Genomic DNA, 20,251 nt, shown 5'->3' with positions numbered 1-20,251 from the left:
TCTATCTCCTTTTTTGCAGGTGGCTCAGACTGCCGTACAGCGCCAGCAGCTGGCCGAATTCGGCAGCATCGTAGAACCGGCAAGTGCCGCGGCCAAATTCTTTGGCGACCTCCACCGCGAATTTGACCACCAGCGCGATGTCCGTTTCGTGGCTGGCGCCGGTGCCGCAGCCCGGCACCACAGATTCGCTGCAAATCGCCACGCCGACCACCGGCGCCGCAGTAGCGGTCGAGGGCTGCAGGATGCTGTTGAGGTGATGCACGCCGTTGCCATAAGGGGTGATATCCTGCGTGGTGATCGGGAAGGTCACCGCCGGGCGGCCGCTGGTCATCTCCATGATGCGCAGCAGATCTTCCGCCACCCGCAGGATGTAGCCCTCTTTCACCGTCGGCGACAGCGCATAGCCTTTGTGGTTGATGATGCGATTGCCCTTGGTGGTATCGATCGACAGGATGGCGTCAGCCTCCGGCACCACTTCATTATCGTTCATCGTCACGTCATCGATCGGCGAATCCATAAAATCGACCGGATCGTGCGGCCGGGTCGGCGCGTTCGGGCAAATATGAGTGGTGACGATCACATCGCCCGGCAGCGTGTCGCCCTTACGCTGCATCTCTGCCAGCTTCAGCGCGGCGGCAATGGCGGCGATCGCGCCGTCGCCGTCAGACACCAGCCCGATACGCGTCGGCCGCGCGCCGATGCCGCCCAGGCGGCCGATAATGCCCAGCGTCGGCGCCGCACCACCAGCGAATTGGCCTGCGCTACCGGGGATCTCGATGCGCACGAAATCGGTACCGCCCTTCGGCCCGTCGGCGCGCAAGGTGCTGGCCCGGATCGCCGGGTAAGGCGCAAACAGATCGACGACGTCCTGGCCGCTGACGAATGCGCTATCAATCAATTCAAAAACCTGCAGCGTTTGTTGCAAACTCATGGTCGTTTTACCTCACCAATGTCATCGGCAGGGGCTATTTGCCCTTGCTGGAAAAAATCGAGCTGAAGAAGTTGTAGAGCGCGTCGCCGGCGATAAACCCGGCCGCCATGATCTCCATCGGTGTGCGGCCACGATCGCCCCAACGGCGCAGGATCGCCACGCGCAGCGCGATACCCACCAGCACCGCCCACCCGGCCAAGGCGTTATTGATCAGCAGACCGGTCGCCAGCAACACGCCGAGCTGGCGCTTAGGGCCGCCGATCAGCTGTACCACGGCGCCGGGGATCGCCCAGATCAAAAGGCTCCAGGCGATGCCCGGCTGCGCACCGGCCTCGATGGTCTTCGCGTAAACGCGCGCGACCGGCGGGATCAGGTCCTGCAGGAAATAGCTGTGATAAGAGAGGTAAACCACCGGAATGGCGATGAGGAAGGCAATCAGCGCCGCAAACAGCTGAATGCGGCGCCCCAGCAGCTCCTGCCGCAGATCCTCGCCGTAGCCACGCAGGATGAAGCCGGCTTTCAAATCAAAGCCCATGTCGGCGAAGGCCGGCCCGGTGGCGGCGGTAAAACCGGTCAGGATGCACAGCGCCAGCGGTGGGAAACCGATCAGGATACCGACGATCAGGGTGATCAACGCCACCGCGAACGCAGGAAACCAGCCGGAGTGCATGGCGGCGATACCGACGATCAGCTCATGAACGAAAGCGGCGAACGCCGCGTATATCACGAACAGCGCCAACATCGGCAGCGACATCTCGCTGAACAGCCCGCCGATCAGAGCTAAAAACGCGGCGATGGCGATGTAGCCGACCGCGCCCAGGCCGAGCGCTTTGCTTACCGCACTGTCCGGTTGGGTATAACCGGCGCTATCGGCGCGGCGGCTGCGGATCACCTGCGCAACCTGGATCAGCGCCACCAGGCCGGCGCCGACCATCACGCCGTGCGGAATAAAATGGGCATTGATATCGAAACCGGCCACCGGATCGGCGTAAGCCCGCAACAATAACCCGACGCCAAACATGCTCAGCGCCCAGATATTGCCGATAAAGGCGGTGCCGAAGGCCGCCATGGGGATCTTGAGCATTGATCCGGCGATACCTACCCCTACGCCCACCACCAAAAGCCAGGCCTGCTTGCCGCCGCGATCGCCGGCTTTAATCGCTTCCGCGGCGGCGACGCCGGGCGGCCAGGCATTGGCGGCGGGGAACACTTTGGTATCGAACAGGCGATAAAGCAGATAGGCGTCAAGCAACATCGCCGCCGCCACGCCGCAGAACATCGGTAAAATAAGCTGCGGTTGCCCCATCACGTAAGGCACCGCAATCGGCATCAGCAGACAATTGGCCGCGCCGAAGGTGGCAGAGGAGATCACCGTCTGCGCCAGGTTCTGAGTGTGCACCGAGCGGTAGCGTTGGAACATTTTCAGCGGAATGCGTGCCAACAGCATGGCAATCAGCGCACCGATGATCGAGGTGTTGGGCGTCACGCCCAGCGTGGTGATCAGCTGAACGCCGATGATCGCCCCCACCACCGAAAGTAACGCCATGACCAACAGCGTGCCGGCCTCTTTTAGCGGATTATTTGATTTCATGCTTGGTTTCCCTGAATATTTCCTACTGCGTGGCGGAAATAACGCCAAACGATAGCTCGCCGCGGCAGTTCCATTATTTGGAACTACCGGTGTCACAACGTGATTATTTTCTTATTCAGCCTGTCTATTTCTTACCAATAAAATACGGTGAAATATAATTAATGAGTTCCCTGGTGTCGGCGCTCGTTAATTATGATGCAACACGATAGCTCAGGCGCGTTATTTGATCTGCTGCCAATAATCATCGCCATATTTTTCCGCCAGTTGGCGGCTGACTGCGGTTAATTCGGCCAAGACTTCCGGTACAAACGGCTGCTCCTCGCCCTGCGAGGGGAAGGACAGGCACAACCCCACCGTCTCGCTGCCGTGCTTGTTCACCAGCGCGGTCGCCAGCGAACTGATGCTGTTCAAGGTTTCATTGCGCGCCAGCGACCATCCCTGACGCCTCACCTGCTGCAACGTCTGCAACAGCGCATCCAACGTTTGCGGCGCATTGGGCGAAGTCGCCCGGTAACCGCCGGCGTAACGCGCCCGAACCTGCTCGTCGCTTTCACGCGCCAGTATCGCCCGGCCGACCGAGGTTTCCGCCGCTGGCGAACGGTAACCCGCCGGGGTGACCACCTGCAAAAAGTGGCGGCCGGGAAACATGCGCATCACCATGATCTCCTGCCCTTCCAATATAGAAAGGTAGCCGGTACAGGCCGTCTGGCGGCACAGCTGCGCCATACTGGCCGCCAGGTTGTCCACCAGCGGCATCGACAGATAGTGGCTGGATGCCGCCAGCAACAGCGCGCCGATGTGATAACGCCGGCTATCGGGATCGCGCTCCAGCATGCCCTGATTTTCCATGGTCTGCAGCAGGCGCGATACCGTGCTTTTCGGCAGCGCCAATTGCTCAACCACGTCGCTGAATGCAATACCCGGTTGGCCATGCATCACACGTTGTTGAGAAAAGAGTTTTAATACCGCAGCGGCATTTTCCAGCGTTGTCATGATCCGCCTTGTTCCACTATATGGAACTCAGTTCCTGTTTTATAATTAAAAACTAAAACCCGAACTCCGCAGCGTCAAGCTGTTTATTTTTTGTCAGCCGCAAAATAAAAGGCATTCGTGCTTTTCAAATGAAAATATTGCGTAGAACGCCGACTTATCCGCGCCGAATAAAATAACGATACGCTCTGAAAATAATGAATAGCAGGACAAGCTGCTGAAAAATGATTTTCTCAGGAGGAGATATTGCCGCGGCTCAGAAACCCGCGCCGCGCAAACTGAAATCGATCGGCAACGTCAATTCCACCGTGCCGTTGACGTAGGCGTCCGCCGGCGGCGTGGGCAGCGGCGAAGCGCGTTTGACCAGCGCCTGGATTTCGCGATCCAGCGACGGCAACCCGGCGCTGCTGACCAGCGTCACCGCCAGCACATGGCCCTGCCTGTCCAACGTGAAACGCACCTGCCCGACGCCCTGGCGCTTTAGCCGCAATGCGTCTTTGGGGTAACGTTTAAAACGATTCAGGCGGCCGCTGATGCGGCTGCGCCAGTTGTCCACCCCCGCCTGAGCATAGGGCGTCAGGCGAGTTTGCGGCGCGGCCGTTTTATCCGCCCGGCCCGGCGGTGGCGCACCGACGCTTTGCTCCTGAACCTTCGGCGGCGCGATCGTTTTCTCCTGCGGCGGTGTGCGCGGCAGGGGGGGAGTCTTCACCGGCTTGGGCGGTTTTTTCTGCTTCGGCGGTACGGCGATGTTCGGCCGCACGGCTTCAGGCACCTTCACCGTCGGCAAGGGTTCCGGCGGCGACGGCGGTTCAACCTGAGGCGGCGGCGTCATTTGCCCCGGCGGTTGTTTTACCTCAGCCGGGGCCTGCGGTGCGGCGGCCATCACCACCATGACCGCCGGCGGCGGCACCCACGCCGGCGCGGCCTTGTCTCGCCAGGGCCAGAACAGCGCCACGACCAGCAGGTGCAATGCCAGCACCAGCACCAGGCAACGGCGCCAGGGCATGACGGCACCGGGTGCGGCGAAAGGCAGCGGCGAAACCGACATGCTCACTCTTCCGTCAAGGCCAGATGAAGGCGATCGGTCAGCGGTTTGAACAGGTAGTTCATCATCGAACGCTCGCCGGTGCGAATGAAGCCTTCGACCGGCATCCCCGGGCGGATTTCCAACCCGTTCAAACGTTGCAACCCTTCTTCGCTGACCTTGGCGCGCACGCTGTAATAGGGCGCGCCGCTTTTCTCGTCGGTCAGGCGATCGGCCCCGACCAGCGTCACCTCGCCCTCGACGCGCGGCGTGGTGCTTTGGTTGAACGCCGAGAACAACAGTTCGACCGGCAGCCCTACCTGCACCTTGTCGATCAGTTCGACCGGGATACGCGCCTCCACCTGCAGCCCCCGATCGCTGGGCACGATCTCCATCAGTTGCTGACCGGCGCCGATCACGCCACCTTCGGTGAACACGCTCAGCCCCACCACGGTGCCCGCCACCGGCGCTTTCACCTGCGTATGACCCAGATCGGCCTCCGCCTTGGCCAGGCGGTTATCCAGTTCGTCCAGCTTCATCCGCACCTCGGCCAGCTGGCTACTGACCTCTTTCTGATACTCTTCCCGCCGCTGGATCGCCCGCAACTTCAGCTCCAGTATTTGGCGGCCCAGGCGGCCGATATTCCCGGTGTCCTCGGACGCCTGGCCGTCGATCTGCGCATGCTGCCCTTCCAGATCCAGCAGCCGATTGCGCGCCACATACCCCTGCGCAGCCAGTTTGCGCATACCGCTCAGCTGCTCCTGCAACATGGCCTTTTGCCGTTGCTTGCTGGCGTAAGACTGACGGATCCCTTCCAGCATCGCCTGCGATCCGGCAATGCTCTCCGCGATCGCCGCCAGCTCACTCTGCAGCGCCGCTCGGCGGCTGGTGAACAGCTGCTGCTGCAGCAGCATCAACGACATCACCTCTGGCTCCTCCCGCCGCGCCTGCAGCAATGCCGGGAAAGCGATCGCCTGCAAGCCGTCGCGTTCGGCCTGCAGCCGCGCCCGCTGCGCGGCGTTGCTCAACTGCTGGCTGCGCAGCGCATCGCGCTGGGTGCGGCTGTCGACGGTATCCATCAGCAACAGCACCTGCCCGGCGCGAACCCGGTCGCCTTCATGCACCTGAATTTGCGACACCACGCCGCCGCTCGGGTGCTGCACCGCCTTACGGTTGCCGGCCACCACCACGCTGCCGGAAACCGGCACGCCTTTGTCCAGCGGCGCCAACAGCCCCCACAGCAGGAAGCCGCCAAACCCCAACAGCACCAGCCAGCCGCCGAGCCGCAGATGGCGCCCTTCGTCGAACTGTCGGGAAAGGGCGTCGATATCGCCGGGGATCACACTCTGATTGCTCATACTTTTCGTTCACCGCTGGCCGTTTTGGCAAAGTTGGCGTAGTTGACGTTGAAGCCGCCGCTGCTGCGGCCGACGTTGGCCGGTACGGCTGCAGGCGCAAAACCAGGCAGTTTCTTCAGGATGGCGTCGCTGGGGCCGAAGTGCTGCACCTGGCCGGCGGCCAGCACCAGCAATTTGTCGGTGGTCGCCAGGATCGCCGGTTTGTGGGTCACCAACACGATGGTGGTACCGCGCGCCTTCAGCGCTTCGATCGCCCGCTGCAGCGCCTCTTCCCCTTCACGATCGAGGTTGGCATTCGGTTCGTCCAACACCACCAACGCCGGAGAGCCATACAGCGCGCGCGCCAGCGCCACCCGCTGACGCTGGCCGCCGGACAGGCCGCTGCCGCCCTCGCCCAGCTCGGTTTCATACCCTTTGGGTAAATGCAGGATCAATTGGTGCACGCCGGCCAGCGCGGCGGCGGCCACCACCTTCTCGGCGTCAACCTGGCCAAAGCGGGCGATGTTTTCCGTCAGGGTGCCAGCGAACAGCTGGATATCCTGCGGCAAGTAGCCGATATGCGGCCCCAGCTGCTGTTTATCCCACTGCCGGATATCTGCACCGTCCAGCCTCACGTCGCCGCTGAGCGGCGTCAACGCGCCGACCAGTTGGCGCATCAGCAACGTTTTGCCGGAGCCGGATGCGCCAATGACGCCCAGCACCTCGCCGGCCTCCAGACGAAAACTGACGCCGTGCAATACCGGTGCGCTCCCGCCGGGCGCGCTGGCGGCCAGCTGATTCACGGTCAATGTCCCGTTGGGCGCCGGCAGCGGCAGGCTCGCCGCCCGCGGCGGATTAGCGGCCAACATCACCTCCAGCCGTTGCAGGGACTGGCGCGCCGACGACCACTGCTTCCAGGCGCCGATCAGCTGATCGATCGGCCCCAGCACCCTGCCGATCAGGATCGATCCGGCGATCATCATGCCCGGCGTAATGTCGCCGTTCACCGCCAGCAGCGCGCCGCAGCCCAACATCAGCGACTGCAATGCCAGCCGCACGGTTTTCGACCAGGCGGTGACGGCGGCGATTTTCTCGCTGGCGCGGTTCTGCAACAGCAGGAACTGCTGATGCTGCCGCAGCCAGCGCAGGCGCAAGTCGGTCAGCATCCCCATGGCGGCGATAGCTTCGGCATTACGCAGGTTGCCGTTGGCCTGCTGCGTGGCGCTCAGCGCGACCCGGCCGGCCTCCGCGAGCGGCGCCTGCGACACCCGCTGGTTGAGCCAGGCCAGCAGCACCAGCACGATCACTCCGGCGCTGGCCAACGCGCCAAGCCAGGGGTGGAGCAGAAACACCACCAGCAGATAAACCGGGAACCAGGGGGCATCGAAAAAGGCGAACAGCGCATTGCCGGTGGCAAATTGGCGCAGGTTGGTCAGATCGTTCAGCGCCTGCCCCGCCAGCGGGTTGCCGGTTTTCAGATTGGTTTCGAAGGCGGCGTCGTAGACCCGCTGATTCAGGCGCATATCCATCTGGGCGCCGAGGCGGATCACCACCTGGCTGCGCACCCACTCCAGCAGCCCCATAAACAGGTAAAGACCGACCACCATCAGGGTCAGCATCGCCAGCGTCATGCGGTTGCCCGACGGCAACACGCGATCGTAGACCTGCAGCATGTACAGCGCCGGTGCCAGCATCAACAGGTTGATCACCGCGGTAAACAGCGCGATGCCCCAAAATCCGCGCCGGTATGCGGCCAGCACGCTCATCACTTCTCCGCGCCTGACGGCGTTTTTCATGGCGTTTTCCATCGGCTAAAAACGAGAAAACGCCCGCCGGGGCGCGCGGCGCCGGCGGGCAAACGGCCGCGATCAGGCCGCCAGCAGTTCCGGGCTGTCGGCGTGCTGCACGCCCACCGCCGTCGCCGCCGCCACCTGATCGAAGGTGGAATTGACGCTCAGGCCGTAGTCGTCGAGGATGCCGTTCAGCGCGGTTTCCAGCGCGCCGGTATCGCCGGACATCAGGCCGTACACTACCTGGTGCACCACGCCATCGTGGCCCTGCGCCTGCAGGCTGCTGAGGTTCAGGCCGCCGAAGCTGACGTCAGGCACCTGGATGTTGTACGGCGTGGAGCCGCCGCCGTTCAGGCCGTCGCCGAACGACAGCGAATCCAGCTGGCCGTACAGGGTGTGCGCCGGGGCATTGAACAAGGTGTAGGTCAGGTTGCCGCCCGCCACGAACGAGGTAACGTTGTTGGCGGTGCTGGTCACGGCGTATTGGCTGCCGGACAGGCTGCCGCCATAGAAGCCGCCGCTGTTGGAGTCGGTGACGTTACCGTTGGTGTGGTTGATATCGCCAAATGACGACGCCCACTCGTTCAGATAGTTATGGATGCTGTAGCTGCCGAAGCTGCTGTCATAGTTGACTGAAAATGCCATTTCTCTATCTCCATTGATGAATGGCGCCCCTTGCGAGGCCGCCCTTGTGCTCAAGAATGAGCAACGCCCTTTTACTGCTTAAAAACGGTATTCCACCCCGCCCTGCACGGTGCGGCCGCGCCCCAGCGTGTTGGCCAGCGTCTCGCCGTAGCTGACGACGTAGGCGCGGTTGGTCAGGTTCTCCACCGAGCCGCGCAGCGTCAGGCTGTCGGTCAGCTTGTAGCTGGCATACAGATCGAACAGGGTGTACTTCGGCCAGTCGGCCAGGTACGGGTAGTTGGACGGCACCGAACTGTCCTGATAGCCCGGCGCGAAGCGCACGGTCACCCCGGCGTCCAGCTTGCGATCGAAAGCGCGGCCGCCCAGCGTGACCGAGCCGCGATCGCCCGGCAGATAGGCTGCCGTGCCGAACTGCGAACCCCCGTCGCACGTGACGGCATCATTGGACGCGGCATCCGGTTCAACATAGAAGTTGCCGCGGCGCGATCCGTCGCCATAGCGCAGACGCCCTCCCAACCAGGCCTTGTTCGAGCAGAACTCGTTTTTGCCGATCATGTGGGTGTAGGTCAGGTCGGCGTAGAACACCCCGGCGTCATAGTTGAGCTGGTACTCCAGCCCGCGGAAGCGGGTTTTCGACAGGTTGTTGACGTAAGCGGCATTGCCGATGCTCGGCTGCACCAGCCCCGGTTTATTGCGGTCTATCGCCAGGTTGATGTAGTTATCCACTTTGGTGTCGAAGTAGGCCACCTTGGCCACCAGCCGATCGCCCTCAAACCACAGATCCGGCTGCTGCACGTTGAACCCGACTTCCCAGGCGCGCGAGCGCTCGGCCTGCAGAAACGGGTTGGGGTATTGCGTGGAGGAGCCGTGCGCACTGCCGTTGGTCAGCGTTTCGGTGATCGCCGGCGGCCGCCAGGATTTGCCGTAGGTGGAATACAGCTCCAGCCACTCCACGCCGGGACGCACCGCCACCGCCAGCGTCGGCGACAGCTTGCCCTGATCGCGGTCAACCGCCCAATCTTCGCGGGTGGTGGTTGAACAACCGGTCAGACGCAGCGCTTTGCAAGGATTGTCAATCGTGTAGCGTTGCCCATCCTTGGCCAAATCCGGATAGCTCAGGCCGGTCTGGCCGCGCAGGCGATAGCGGTCGTAACGCAGCCCGCCCTCCAACGTCAGCCAGCCGTCGTAGTCGTAGGTCAGGTTGGCGAACAGGCTGGCGACCGAACGGTTGCCGGCCGGCGTCACCCCTTCCATGCCCTGACGAGAAGAGTCGCTGGTCGCCTTGTCGTAATAGAACTCCAGCCCGTAGTTGGCGCGGAAGTCATGCCCCGGCGCCAGGCTGAAGCGCGAGGTGTTTTGCGCCTGCGCGCCATAGGTACGCAGCCGGGTACGCGTCGCGTAGCCGTTGTCCAGCAGCGAGCTGGTGCTGTAGGTGTCGCTGTCGTCCTGAGTATCGACGTAATACAGCTTGGCCTGAAAATCGAGCCAGTCGACGCCTTCCGGCGCCAGGCTGTAATCAAACGCCGCGTTGCGCGCCATCACGTCGCTGTAACCGGTGCGCTTCCAGCCCAGTTCATAGGGTGGGCGAGTGCCCAGGTTGGTCAGCGTGCCGGCGATCGGCGACGCAGTCTGGGTCTGCAGATAGCTCAGCTGCAGGCGCTGATTGGCGGGCAGATTCCAGCCCACCTTGGCCAGCCGCGAGTGCATGCGGTAATTTGTGTCGGGGATTTTGTTGTTCTTGATGCTCTCGGCGTAGCGATCGTAATTGCCGGTGTCATTATTGATACGAATGTTACCGATATCGCCCTTGTTGCCGGGCCAATAGTCGCCGAGGTGGCGTTCGCTGGCGGCCAGCAGGATATCGCCGGTTTCGTTGCCCAATGCCAGTATGCCGCTGCCGATGAAGTGGGTGCCGTTATCGCCGGTGCTGGCGTGCAGCTTGCCGCCCAGCTCTTTGCCCGGCGCCAGGAAATCGCTCGCGCTGACGGTATTGAAGGTGGCGATGCCGCCGAGCGTGCCGGCGCTGCCCATGCCGCCGGTGGTGCCCTTGTCGATGGTCACGCCGGACAGCAGTTCGGAATCGATGTACATGGTGCCATTACGCTGGCCATGGCCGCTCTTTTGAAAATTCTGCCGCATGCCGTCGATGTTCATGTTCACCCGGCCATAGTCTTGTATGCCGCGGATGTTGACCGACAGCGCCGGATCTTGCTGGCTGACGCTGGAATAGGCTCCCGTAGTCTGCTCCAGAATATCGGCCGCGTGCCGCGCCGGGCGGTTATCCATCTGTTCGCGGCTGATGACGCTGACCGAGCGCGGTTCGTCGTAAACCCAATCGTTGGCGTTGATGCCGCCGGCGCCCAGCACCGTCAGGCTGTCCAGCGCCAGCGCGCCACCGTCGCCGTTTGCCGCTGGCAACCGGCTCAATACGATCTGCCCCTGCGGCTGCAGGCGGAAAGCCACCGGATTGTCGCCAATCAAGCGCCGCAGGCCCTGTTCAACGCTCATGCTGCCGTTCAGCGCCGCCGCCTGCATGCCGTCGAGCTTCACCTCGTCGAAAAATACCTGCATATCGGCCTGCTCGGCGAAGCGCAACATGGCGCTCTGCAGCGGTTGCGCCGCAATGTTGAAATTCTTTTGCTGTGCGGCCTGCGCGCTGCTCGCATCAGCCTGGGCGGCGAGCGCTACCGCCGGCTGAGTCAGCATCATCGCCGCCAGCGCGGCGCGTACCGCCGTGGCCAATCGGCCGGCCGGCGTGGTTCCCTTGTGAATAAACATGCGTGTGTGTTCCACCCGAAAGAATGCCAAACTAAGTGATAATGGAAATCAATCTCGTTTAAACATAAGGACGTTCCGGGAGGCAAAAACCCGTAAAGATTTTTTACAGAAAGTGAAAATAGCGGCGAAGCGGGCATCCCGGCCCGCCTTTAGCCGCTCAGTAAAGCAATGTGATGCCGGGGAGATTCAGTTGGCGGGCGGAGAGTTCCTGACGAATGGCGCCGACGCCGTCGTCGAGTTTATTGAGCGCGAACACGCCGCTCACCGTGCGCGCTCTTAGCGCGGGATTGACCGCCACGATGCGGGTTTCGCGATAGCGATTGAGCTGCACGAGCGCCTGCGTCAGCGGTTGGCGGTCGATCACCAGCCAGCCGCGTCGCCAAGCGTCATCACCGGCCGTTTGCCGCGTCAGCTGCAGCTGCCCGTTGCGGTAATGCGCCGCCTGGCGTTGCGCGACCACCAGCGAGCGCTCGCCGCGCTCAAGCGTCACCCGCACGCTGTGCTGATGCACGCTGACGTCCACGCCCTGTTCAGTGCGCGCCACGCTGAACTCGGTGCCCAGCGCCTGGGTGACGCCGTTTTTCGCTTCCACCCTGAACGGACGGCTTTCCGCCCCGCCCAACGGCGCGACGATAAAATAGGCGGCGCCGCTCAGCAGCCGCACCTTGCGCTCATCTGCGGAATACGCCAGCGCGATCGCGCTGCCGCTGTCCAGCGCCACCCGGCTGCCGTCCGGCAAAGCAACTTCGCGCACCTCACCGCGAACGGTTTGATAATCGGCCTGCAGGCCGATCCACAGATCCGGCCCGCGATAAACGCCGAACGAAACGGCGAGCGCCACCACCGCTGCCACCGCCCAGCGGGGCCATCGATGGCGAGAGGGCGTTTTCAGCGCCGCCACCTGCGGTTGTAACGCCTGCCGCTGCTCAGGCGGCAGTTGCCCAAGCGTCGTCCACAGCAGGCGAGCCTGACGCAGCGCCGCCGGATGCTGCGGATCGGCGGCCAGCCAGGCGTCCAACGCTCGCCGCCGATCGGCCGGCAGCGCCCCTTCGGCCAGACTCACGGCCCAGGCGGCCGCCTGCTGTCGCGCCTGTGCGGTTAGCGGTTTCATAATGGCATAGACCTCTGTTTTTTCTGGTTATAGGTTAAGACGTCTGAGCGCGGATAAACCCGTAAAAAAATTGCCATTATTGTTCTTCCATCCGCGCCATCAGCCGCTCGAGCGCGCTGGCCAGGTGTTTTTCCACCGTACTGAGCGACACGCCCAGCTGCGCCGCCACCTGCGCCTGGGTCAGGCCATCGAGCCGGTTAAGGCGGAAAATTTGCTGCGTGCGCGGCGGCATGTCCGCTAGCGCCTGCTGCAACAGCTGCAGCAATTGGCTATCGATCGCCCGTTGTTCAAGCGCCGGTTCACCGGAGGGATACTGCGCCAGAATGTCGTCTTCGACCGCTTCGGTCTGCCGCCGCTGCTGCTGCCGCAGATGGTCGAGCATCAGGTTTTTGGCGGTTTTGTACAGGTAGGCTTCGATATCGAGAATGTTACCCTGCGGATATTGCTCGGTAAGGCGGGTAAAACTTTCCTGCGCCAAATCCGCGGCCAGCTGAGGGTCGCGCAGTTTGGCGTTCAAATAGGCTTGCAGCGGCCGCATATGGCGCAGAAACAGCGCCTGCAACTCGGAATTGGACATCTCTTTTCCCAGAAGTGAAACACCCAATAGGGGCGATAAAAATCACATAAATGATTATCATTATCAATATTGTTCTGGGAAATATATGCTAACGCGGGGGGATAAACAGGAAACCGGCCTGGCGCCGGTTTCCGCTGTGCAGCAGGTCAGAGCTCTAGCGCCTCGTCTTCATAGCGGTGCTTGGCGTCGAGCGCTTCCTGCTCGGTTTCATGTTCACTGAGCAGCGTATTCGGCTCAATGTCGTCGGTGCGCACTTCAAAACGGCGCAGATGCAGGTTCGGGTCGCCCCGAAACACCTCAACGACGCGGGCGCTCCGTGGATAAGCAGGTTGATCATTTTCGCGCATGCCGTTCTCCCGTGTGTTTCACACAGTAGCAAGTATAGCAGCCGCCCTCATTCCGGCACGCGCGAGCCAAGATCGCGATCGCCGGGGGCGCCCGCCAACAGCTCGGTCAGTTCGTCGCAGGCGCAAATGCGACCTTCACGCACGGTGAAGTGCGCCAGCACCCGCACGCGGCTGCGGGTACCGTCGCGCTTTTCCACCTCGACCAGATGGTGGGTCAGCACTGCCTCGCCCTGCTCCGCCGCCGCGATCACGCTCAGCGTCATGCGGCGGGTTTGCCGTTTCAGCAGCGCCATATGTTGCTCAAACTGCGCGAAGTTCAGCACCTTGCCATCCACCTGCTGGCGGTAGTCTGCGCTGAAACGGGCAGCGAGCTGCGTCGGCCGATGCTCCGGGCTGGCGACGACCTGCTGCAGCGTATCGAGCACCAGGTTCAGTGGGGTAACTTGAGTCATCACGTTTCTCCGAAATAGGGTGAACGGCGATCCTATCCCGGCCAGGCGATGGCATAATAACCACATCAAGACTTTCAATAACGTTAAACGGCCAACATGACGCAGATCCGCAGCCAACGCCTTCAGCATGAAAAAAAGCACCTGACGCCCTGGCACCGGCACGAAGGCGGCCAGATCTATCTCTTGACGCGTGGCATGCTGGCAATGGAACTCCCGGGCCGGCAATGGGCGATCACCGGCGGTACGCTGGGCTGGCTGCCGCCGGGATGCGCCCATCAGGCGCTGGCCTGCGGCGACGTGGCGGGCTGGAGTCTGTATCTACCGGGGGAAAGCGTGCCGGAGATGCCGCCGCAGCCGCAGCTGTTCACGGCCTCTGCGCTGTTGCAGGCCCTGGTGGAGCGTATCGCGCAGTTCCCCGCCGGCCCACTGAGTGCGCCGCAACGGCGGCTGCTGCAGGTGCTGCTGGATGAAATGCATACGGCAAGCCACGCGCCGTTGCAATTGCCGCTGCCGCAGGACGCCCGGTTGCTGAACATCGCCCGGGCGCTGCTGAACGATCCCGCCAGCCTGCGCAGCCAGCGCGACTGGGCCGACTGGGCCGGGCTCAGCCCGCGCACCCTGAGCCGCCGCTTTGTGCAGGAAACCGGCATCAGCTTCGCGCTGTGGCGCCAGCAGGCGCGGGTATTGCGTTCACTGGAGGGATTATCACGCGGCGCAGCGGTCGCCGAAGTGGCCGACACCTGTGGCTACGACAACGTCAGCGCCTACATCGCCGCCTTTCGCCGCCGCTTCGGCGTCACGCCCGGGGCGTACTTTGCGGCCGCTCGGCAAACGTAATAGGAAAACGGGCACCCAGCGCCCGAAGAGAAGAAAGGGTTATTTCACCGTCTCACGCGGCAGCACCGCGAGGATTTGCTCCACCACCCGCTGCGGATCGGCGGCGCCGTCCATCACGTAATGCGCGGCGTCCTGATACAGCGCTTCACGCGCCGCCAGCACCTCGAGCATCTCTTCGGCGATCGGCCTGCCGGTGAGCGTCGGGCGCTGCGCATCTTCCGGGTACTCTTCCAACCGCTGCGCCAACACGCTGGCCGGCGCGCGCAGATAGATAACGGTGCCATGCTGGCGCATAAACTGACGGTTCTCTTCCGCCAGGATCGCGCCGCCACCGGTGGCAACTACAGTTGACGGTTTGGTCACGGTTTGCAACGCGATGGTTTCGCGGCGACGGAACCCCAGCCAGCCCTCGCGCTCGACCATTTCCGCCACGCTCATCTGTACCGCTTGCTGCATAAACAGATCGGTATCGACAAACTGATAGCCCAACGCCAGCGCCAATGCGCTGCCTACCGTGGTCTTGCCGGCTCCGCGAGCGCCTATCATGAACAGGGTTTGTGTCATTACGGGTTGTCCCTTATGCGGTGACTTGAGTGCATTGCATACCAAAATACCGAGCGGGTGCGATGGCGTGGTGGCTGCATCATACCCTGCCCGCTCTGTATTTCAATATTTACGATAGTGTAAATTCCATGGCACAGCGACTGCCGACGGCAAAGCCGTGCGCCAGATCCTCATCCAGGTGCCGCCGCAGGGCGACCGTGAGCCGCGCGTCGTCGAGCGGCCGGAATCCCAGCCGCCGGTAGTAGGGCGCATTCCACGGCACATCAATGAAGGTGGTGAGCGTCAGGCGAGTGGCGCCCTGCCGTTTGGCTTCTTCCACCACCGCGCCGATCAGGCGGCGGCCGACGCCCTGCCGTTGCCAGGCAGCGGCGACCGATAATTCGGCGACATGCCAGTCTTCCCCCTGAGCCAACACGGCGATAAAACCGGCGCACTCACCGTTGTCGCTTTCCGCCAGCCATTCACGGCGCTCGGCGATAAACGCGGCGTGCTGTTTCGGGGCCATCACCTCGCCTTCGGCGATAAAGCGCCATTCCGGCTGCTGGCGAAACAGCTGCGCCGCCGAACGTTCAACCGCCATCAGATGCGCGATATCTCGCTGCTGCGCCAAACGGATCTGCAGGCTCATGAGTTCTCCTTAACGTTGGGGCGGTTATTTAAACAAATTCCACCGCCCGTGGCTCAGATATCGATACTGCCGCGCAGCACCACCTCACGCGGCTCTCCCACCGCCACGCGCAGATTGCCACCGCTGGACGGATAGTAGGTTTTATCGAACAGGTTCTTCACGTTCAGCTGCCATTTCACCCGATAGCCGTTGATCGGCATGGTGTAAGCGGCGAACGCATCGGCAACGGTGTAGTTATCCAGGTAGAAGCTGTTGGCGGCGTCGCCCGGGCGCCGGCCCACGTAGCGCGCGCCGGCGCCGATACGCACCTCATCTCCGCTGTACAGGCCCAGGCTGCCGAGGTTCTGGGTCAGAAACAGCGAGGCGGTATGGCGCGCCACGTTGGTCATCTCTTTCCCCTTGTTGTCCGGATCGTCCACCACGCGGGCGTCGGTATACGCATAGGAACCGATCAGGCTCAGCGAGTCGGTGAGATTGCCGGCCACGTCCAGCTCCACGCCCTGCGAACGCACGCGCCCGGCGGTGCGCGTCACGGTTTCGCCCTCCACCAGCTCATTGACCATGACGTTACGCTTGGTGATGTCGAACAGCGCCAGCGTGCCGGTAACGCCGTTCGGCAACGCCAGCTTGCCGCCGACTTCCCACGACTTGCCCTGCTCCGGCGGCAGCGAATCAATTTGGGTGGCGATGGAAGAGTTCGGCTTGAACGACTCGGTATAGCTGCTGTACAGCGACACGTAAGGCGTCAGCTTGTAGACCACCCCGGCGCGCGGCACCAGCTTGCCGTCCGAGCTGTCGGTGTTGGTCTGGAACGGCCGCCCCTTGCCGGCATAGACGTCGAAAGCGTCGTAACGCAGCCCACCCATCACCAGCCATTTATCAGTCAATTGGATAGAATCCTGCATAAACCAACCGTAGCTGGTGAGGTTTTCCCGCTGGTCGCTGTCTTTGGCGCTGACCGCGGTCGACGGCGGCATCAGGCCGTATACCGGATGATAGATATTGAAATCGCTGTTCTTTTTACCGCGGATCATATCGCCGCGGTAGGTACGGTTATCTTCAAAATCAAAGCCGAACAGCATCTGGTGGTTGATGCTGCCCCAGTCCACGTCGCCATTGAGCGTCAGCTGCACCGCGTTGGCGTGGCTGACGGCGTTGGCGGTCGAGTCGGCCTGGCGGCTCAACACGCCGGTCACCGGGTTCAGCGCCGTGGCGCGCGCCTGGTTGTCACTGTAGCTGTTGCGGCTGTAGGCGTAGGTCAGCGAGCTTTTCCAGCGCTCGTTGAGCGTTTGATCGATCTGCAGGGTAATGCTGTCCTGATCGCCGCGGGTAGCATTATAGGCTTCGTCGAAACGGCGATCGCGCGGCGTATTCACCGGTTTGCCGGTGCGCGAATCGATAATGGTGCCGCGATCGAACGGCACCAGATATTCCATATGCTCGTAGGCCAAGCGCACGGTGGTGTTCTCGCCGTACCACATCAGCGAGGGCGCGATCACCGTCTGGCGGTTGCGGCCAAAGTTGCGCCAGTAGTCGGTTTCATCGTGATCGACGATCATGCGATAGGCGAATCCCGACGTGCCGAGCGGCCCGGTAACGTCGAGCTGGCCGCCGCCGCCGTTGAAGCTGCTGCCCCAGCCTTCCACGTGGGTATGTTGCTGCAGCTGGGGCTTTTTGGTGATCATATTGATCATCCCGCCCGGCTCGCCCATGCCATACAGCATCGAGGCCGGCCCCTTGAGCACCTCCACCCGCTCGGTGGTCGGCGTAAAGTTGCGCGCCTGCACCGAGCGCACGCCATCGCGCAGAATAGAGCCGTCGCGGTTGTCGCCAAAGCCGCGTTTCATGACCGCGTCCTGAGTGCCGCCCAGCGTGTTGGCCTGGGTAATGCCGCTGACGTTGTACAGCGCTTCGTCCAGGCTGCTGACCGCCTGATCGGTAATCACCTGCTGCGGCACCACGTCGATCGCCTGCGGCACATTCAACAGGTTGGTTTCGCTGCGGGTGCCGGTGACGCTGGTCAACGGCTGATAGCTCTGCACACCGTCGGCGTCTTTGCGGCCAATCACCGTCAGGCTTTCTTCTTTCGACGCGACTTTTTCCGCCGCCCACGTCGGCAATGTTGCGCAGGCCGCCAAAGGCAATGCGCACCACCAGCCGCGCTTGTTGTTATTCATTATCTAACTGACTCCAATAGGTCCCTGAAAAAGGTAACGGTAAAAACTGCTGATACAGCTGTTGGAAGGTCTGCTGCGGGTTGATGTCGGCGAACAGATCCGGGTAAAACGCTTTGGCGAACATCTCGACCAGCACCACGTGGTACGGGCTGAGGTAAAAGTTGTGCCAGACGCTCCAGGCACGGTGGTTTTTCACCGCCTGCAGGTTGGTCAGCATCGGCTGTTTGGCGATCAGCCGGCGGAAGCTGTCGGCGGCCTCCTGTGGGCTGACCTGCGGCCCGAGGCGCAGATCGGACAGCCGTTTGCCCTGCGGGCCGGCCATGCCGGTGGCGAGGTACACATCAGGATTGGCGCTCAGAATGGTTTCCGGGTTCAGTTCGCCATACACCCCTTTGACGCTGGCGTTGGCGATGTTGTCGCCGCCGGCGAAGGTCAGCAGATCGCCAAGGTTGCCGTGTGCGGCGGTGGTGCAACAGGTATCGCGCCGCCCCAGATGCAGGTGCAGCATCACTTTGGGCTTCGCCCCCTGATAGCCCGCCAGCCGTTGCTGAACCACCGCCATATGCTGCTGATAAAACGCGATGAACTGCTCGGCGCGCTGCTGGCGATTGAGCACTTCGCCCAGCAGCCGCACACTCGGCACGGTGTTGTTCAGCAGATCGATACGCAGATCGACGTAGATCACCGCCACACCGGCCTTGTTCAGCGCGGAAACCAGCAGATCGTTGTTACCGTCTTCACGCGCGTAGCGCGCCAGGATCACCAGATCCGGCTTCAGCTGCAGCAGGCTTTCGATGTTGACCTGGCGGAAATTATTGCCGCTGATAATGGGGATCGCGGCGATCTGCGGGAACTTCTGCGTATAGCGTTGCCAGCTTTGCGCATCGAAACGCGCCAGATCCGCCGGCCAGCCGACGATGCGCTGCGCCGGGTTGCCCGGCTCCAGCAGCGCCAGCGTATACAACATGCGGCTCTCCCCCACCACGATGCGCTGCGGATTGTCCGGCACCACAACCTGACGGCCGGTGATATCGGTCACCGTCTTCGCCTGGGCGGAGAACACGCCGAACCACAGAGAAAGCAGCAGTAAAATGAGGGAATTGCGCATGATTGAGCCGAAACGGGGGAAATAATGTGCGCATGATAATCACTCTCATTAACACTTGCAATCCCACGCCGCGATTGCCAAAAGAAATCCGGGAAACGGCGCCGGGCGCGCGGCAAACACGGCGAAACCGCTAAAATAACGGCTTTAAAAAGTTAAAAAAATGGCGGGGAAATCGGTTAAATAGAACGGGGAAACAGCTAAAAACCGGGAGACCTCCATGACTCAACGCATCATTCCGCTGTCGGATTGCCCGCAGTTTGCCGATGTGTGCGCCGCCTGGGCCTTCGGCCAATGGGGCTCACAGCGTGGCGGTTCGCTGGAGCGCACCCAGTTGCGCTTCGCCCACTGCAGCCGGCCAAGCGACGATCACCTGACGCTGATGATGATCGACGGCGATCGTCCGGTGGGCATGGCCAGCCTGTGGCCCAGCGACGATCATCAGCGCCAGGATCTCACCCCATGGCTGGCCGGCGTCTTCGTGCATCCCGATCACCGCCGCAAGGGCATCGCCCACCGTCTTGAGATGGCCATCGTCGAGGCGGCGCGGCAACGCCATCACTCGGTTTTGCATCTCATCACCGACAAATCGGAAGCGCTGTACGCCGGCTGGGGTTGGCATCCCGTGGAACGCCGGCGGCAGCATGACGAAGAAGTGGTAGTAATGGCGAAAACGCTGTAGCTAACGCGGCGTACAGACATACACCAGCGCCGGCGGGAAGTTGCGCACCACCCGCAGGCGCTTCCAGTGAAAATAGCGGGACAGCAATTTTTCCGACAGGTGGCTGTATTGGAACAGCACCAGCGTGCCGTTGCGCGCCAGCAGCCGCTGCCGGGCCTGCTGAAGAATGCGCACGCTGATCCTGACCGGGATCGACAGCAGCGGCAGGCAGGAAAACACCACGTCGTAATCCGTGGCCATTTGGGTCGCCGAATGGGGCATCACCTGCAGCCGCCGATCGTCTATCCCCCGCAGCCGATGCACGAAATGCGGTTGAATTTCGAAAGCCTCCAGCGCCGCATCGGCGCGCATCCGCCCCAGGATGCGTTTGGTCAGTACGCCGTCCGCCGCGCCCAGCTCCGCGATCGACAGCGCACGGGTCCATTCAATCTGGTTCAGCATCGCCTGGCACAGCCACGGGGAAGAAGGCGCCAGCGTACCGACGGTGCGCGGTGAAGCCATAAATTGCTGCAGGTAAGCGAAGTGATTCATCAGTTGCAGCCGGGTCGCATTTAACATTGAGGCCTCCTTGGGTTAAGCCCCCAATGTGAGCCGAATTTCTTAAGTAATCATTAACATGATTCCGAAAGCGGCAGACACAGTTGTAATAAAATGCGACCTCAGCCACGACGGCACAAAGAAAAAC

At 62.2% G+C, this 20,251-nt stretch carries 19 protein-coding genes; 2 read left to right on the top strand and 17 right to left on the bottom strand.

The window, feature by feature from the left end; genetic code table 11:
- Position 1: 1 nt before the first annotated feature.
- The 12 genes from GUC32_RS04575 to GUC32_RS04520 all read right to left on the bottom strand — a co-directional run bounded on the left by GUC32_RS04575 (position 2) and on the right by GUC32_RS04520 (position 13,573).
- Positions 2-931 (bottom strand): DUF1177 domain-containing protein, encoded by a 930-nt coding sequence (locus GUC32_RS04575; protein WP_025301732.1) that lies wholly within the window; start codon positions 929-931, stop codon positions 2-4.
- Positions 932-965: 34 nt separating this feature from the next.
- Positions 966-2,522 (bottom strand): OPT/YSL family transporter, encoded by a 1,557-nt coding sequence (locus GUC32_RS04570; RefSeq protein ID WP_049209291.1) that lies wholly within the window; start codon positions 2,520-2,522, stop codon positions 966-968.
- 219 nt (positions 2,523-2,741) lie between these two features.
- Positions 2,742-3,515 carry an IclR family transcriptional regulator gene (locus tag GUC32_RS04565; RefSeq protein WP_025301730.1) on the bottom strand — a complete coding sequence of 258 codons (774 nt, stop codon included), beginning with the start codon at positions 3,513-3,515 and terminating at the stop codon, positions 2,742-2,744.
- Between the two features lie 253 nt (positions 3,516-3,768).
- Positions 3,769-4,560 carry an energy transducer TonB gene (locus GUC32_RS04560; protein ID WP_369435582.1) on the bottom strand — a complete coding sequence of 264 codons (792 nt, stop codon included), beginning with the start codon at positions 4,558-4,560 and terminating at the stop codon, positions 3,769-3,771.
- Positions 4,561-4,562: 2 nt separating this feature from the next.
- Positions 4,563-5,894 carry an HlyD family type I secretion periplasmic adaptor subunit gene (locus tag GUC32_RS04555; protein WP_197835205.1) on the bottom strand — a complete coding sequence of 444 codons (1,332 nt, stop codon included), beginning with the start codon at positions 5,892-5,894 and terminating at the stop codon, positions 4,563-4,565.
- A complete protein-coding gene (locus GUC32_RS04550; RefSeq protein WP_049206216.1) occupies positions 5,891-7,669 on the bottom strand; it encodes a type I secretion system permease/ATPase in 1,779 nt (592 codons plus the stop codon). The genes GUC32_RS04555 and GUC32_RS04550 overlap by 4 nt, the downstream gene beginning before the upstream one ends.
- Before the next feature lie 72 nt (positions 7,670-7,741).
- Entirely contained in the window at positions 7,742-8,308 is a 567-nt protein-coding gene (locus tag GUC32_RS04545) for a heme acquisition protein HasA (protein ID WP_033642038.1), read from the bottom strand.
- 78 nt (positions 8,309-8,386) lie between these two features.
- On the bottom strand, positions 8,387-11,086 hold the full coding sequence (locus tag GUC32_RS04540) for a TonB-dependent receptor (RefSeq protein ID WP_164063539.1): 2,700 nt from the start codon (positions 11,084-11,086) through the stop codon (positions 8,387-8,389).
- Between the two features lie 157 nt (positions 11,087-11,243).
- Positions 11,244-12,197, bottom strand: coding sequence for a FecR domain-containing protein (locus GUC32_RS04535; RefSeq protein WP_164063537.1), 954 nt, complete (start codon positions 12,195-12,197; stop codon positions 11,244-11,246).
- 76 nt (positions 12,198-12,273) lie between these two features.
- Positions 12,274-12,774, bottom strand: a complete 501-nt coding sequence (locus tag GUC32_RS04530; protein ID WP_025301723.1) for an RNA polymerase sigma factor — start codon at positions 12,772-12,774, stop codon at positions 12,274-12,276.
- Positions 12,775-12,920: 146 nt separating this feature from the next.
- Positions 12,921-13,121, bottom strand: coding sequence for a YaiA family protein (locus GUC32_RS04525; RefSeq protein ID WP_004940491.1), 201 nt, complete (start codon positions 13,119-13,121; stop codon positions 12,921-12,923).
- Between the two features lie 47 nt (positions 13,122-13,168).
- A complete protein-coding gene (locus GUC32_RS04520) occupies positions 13,169-13,573 on the bottom strand; it encodes a nuclear transport factor 2 family protein (protein WP_060432538.1) in 405 nt (134 codons plus the stop codon).
- A gap of 96 nt (positions 13,574-13,669) precedes the next feature.
- Here GUC32_RS04520 and GUC32_RS04515 point away from each other — a divergent pair, with 96 nt between their 5' ends.
- Complete coding sequence (locus tag GUC32_RS04515) at positions 13,670-14,410, top strand: AraC family transcriptional regulator (protein ID WP_142590770.1); 741 nt, start codon at positions 13,670-13,672, stop codon at positions 14,408-14,410.
- Positions 14,411-14,449: 39 nt separating this feature from the next.
- On the opposite strand, the gene aroL is transcribed toward GUC32_RS04515, so the two are convergent.
- From aroL to GUC32_RS04495, 4 genes are all read right to left on the bottom strand, one after another.
- On the bottom strand, positions 14,450-14,974 hold the full coding sequence (aroL, locus tag GUC32_RS04510; protein WP_025301720.1) for a shikimate kinase AroL: 525 nt from the start codon (positions 14,972-14,974) through the stop codon (positions 14,450-14,452).
- A gap of 109 nt (positions 14,975-15,083) precedes the next feature.
- On the bottom strand, positions 15,084-15,602 hold the full coding sequence (locus GUC32_RS04505) for a GNAT family N-acetyltransferase (RefSeq protein ID WP_049206222.1): 519 nt from the start codon (positions 15,600-15,602) through the stop codon (positions 15,084-15,086).
- A gap of 53 nt (positions 15,603-15,655) precedes the next feature.
- Positions 15,656-17,779, bottom strand: a complete 2,124-nt coding sequence (locus GUC32_RS04500; RefSeq protein WP_369435581.1) for a TonB-dependent siderophore receptor — start codon at positions 17,777-17,779, stop codon at positions 15,656-15,658.
- Positions 17,772-18,887, bottom strand: coding sequence for an ABC transporter substrate-binding protein (locus GUC32_RS04495; protein WP_049206224.1), 1,116 nt, complete (start codon positions 18,885-18,887; stop codon positions 17,772-17,774). The genes GUC32_RS04500 and GUC32_RS04495 overlap by 8 nt, the downstream gene beginning before the upstream one ends.
- Before the next feature lie 217 nt (positions 18,888-19,104).
- On the opposite strand from GUC32_RS04495, the gene GUC32_RS04490 reads away from it, so the two are divergent.
- Positions 19,105-19,566, top strand: coding sequence for a GNAT family N-acetyltransferase (locus tag GUC32_RS04490; RefSeq protein ID WP_049206225.1), 462 nt, complete (start codon positions 19,105-19,107; stop codon positions 19,564-19,566).
- Here the strand turns inward: GUC32_RS04490 and GUC32_RS04485 are convergent, their stop codons facing one another.
- Positions 19,567-20,124, bottom strand: a complete 558-nt coding sequence (locus GUC32_RS04485) for a class I SAM-dependent methyltransferase (RefSeq protein ID WP_025301715.1) — start codon at positions 20,122-20,124, stop codon at positions 19,567-19,569.
- Between the last annotated feature and the right edge of the window lie 127 nt (positions 20,125-20,251).

It is taken from the genome of Serratia sp. NGAS9 (assembly GCF_009905295.1).
Taxonomy (GTDB): Bacteria; Pseudomonadota; Gammaproteobacteria; order Enterobacterales; family Enterobacteriaceae; genus Serratia; species Serratia bockelmannii.
The sequence above is the reverse complement of the archived record's forward strand: the minus strand, read 5'-3'. Positions and strand labels throughout refer to the sequence as shown.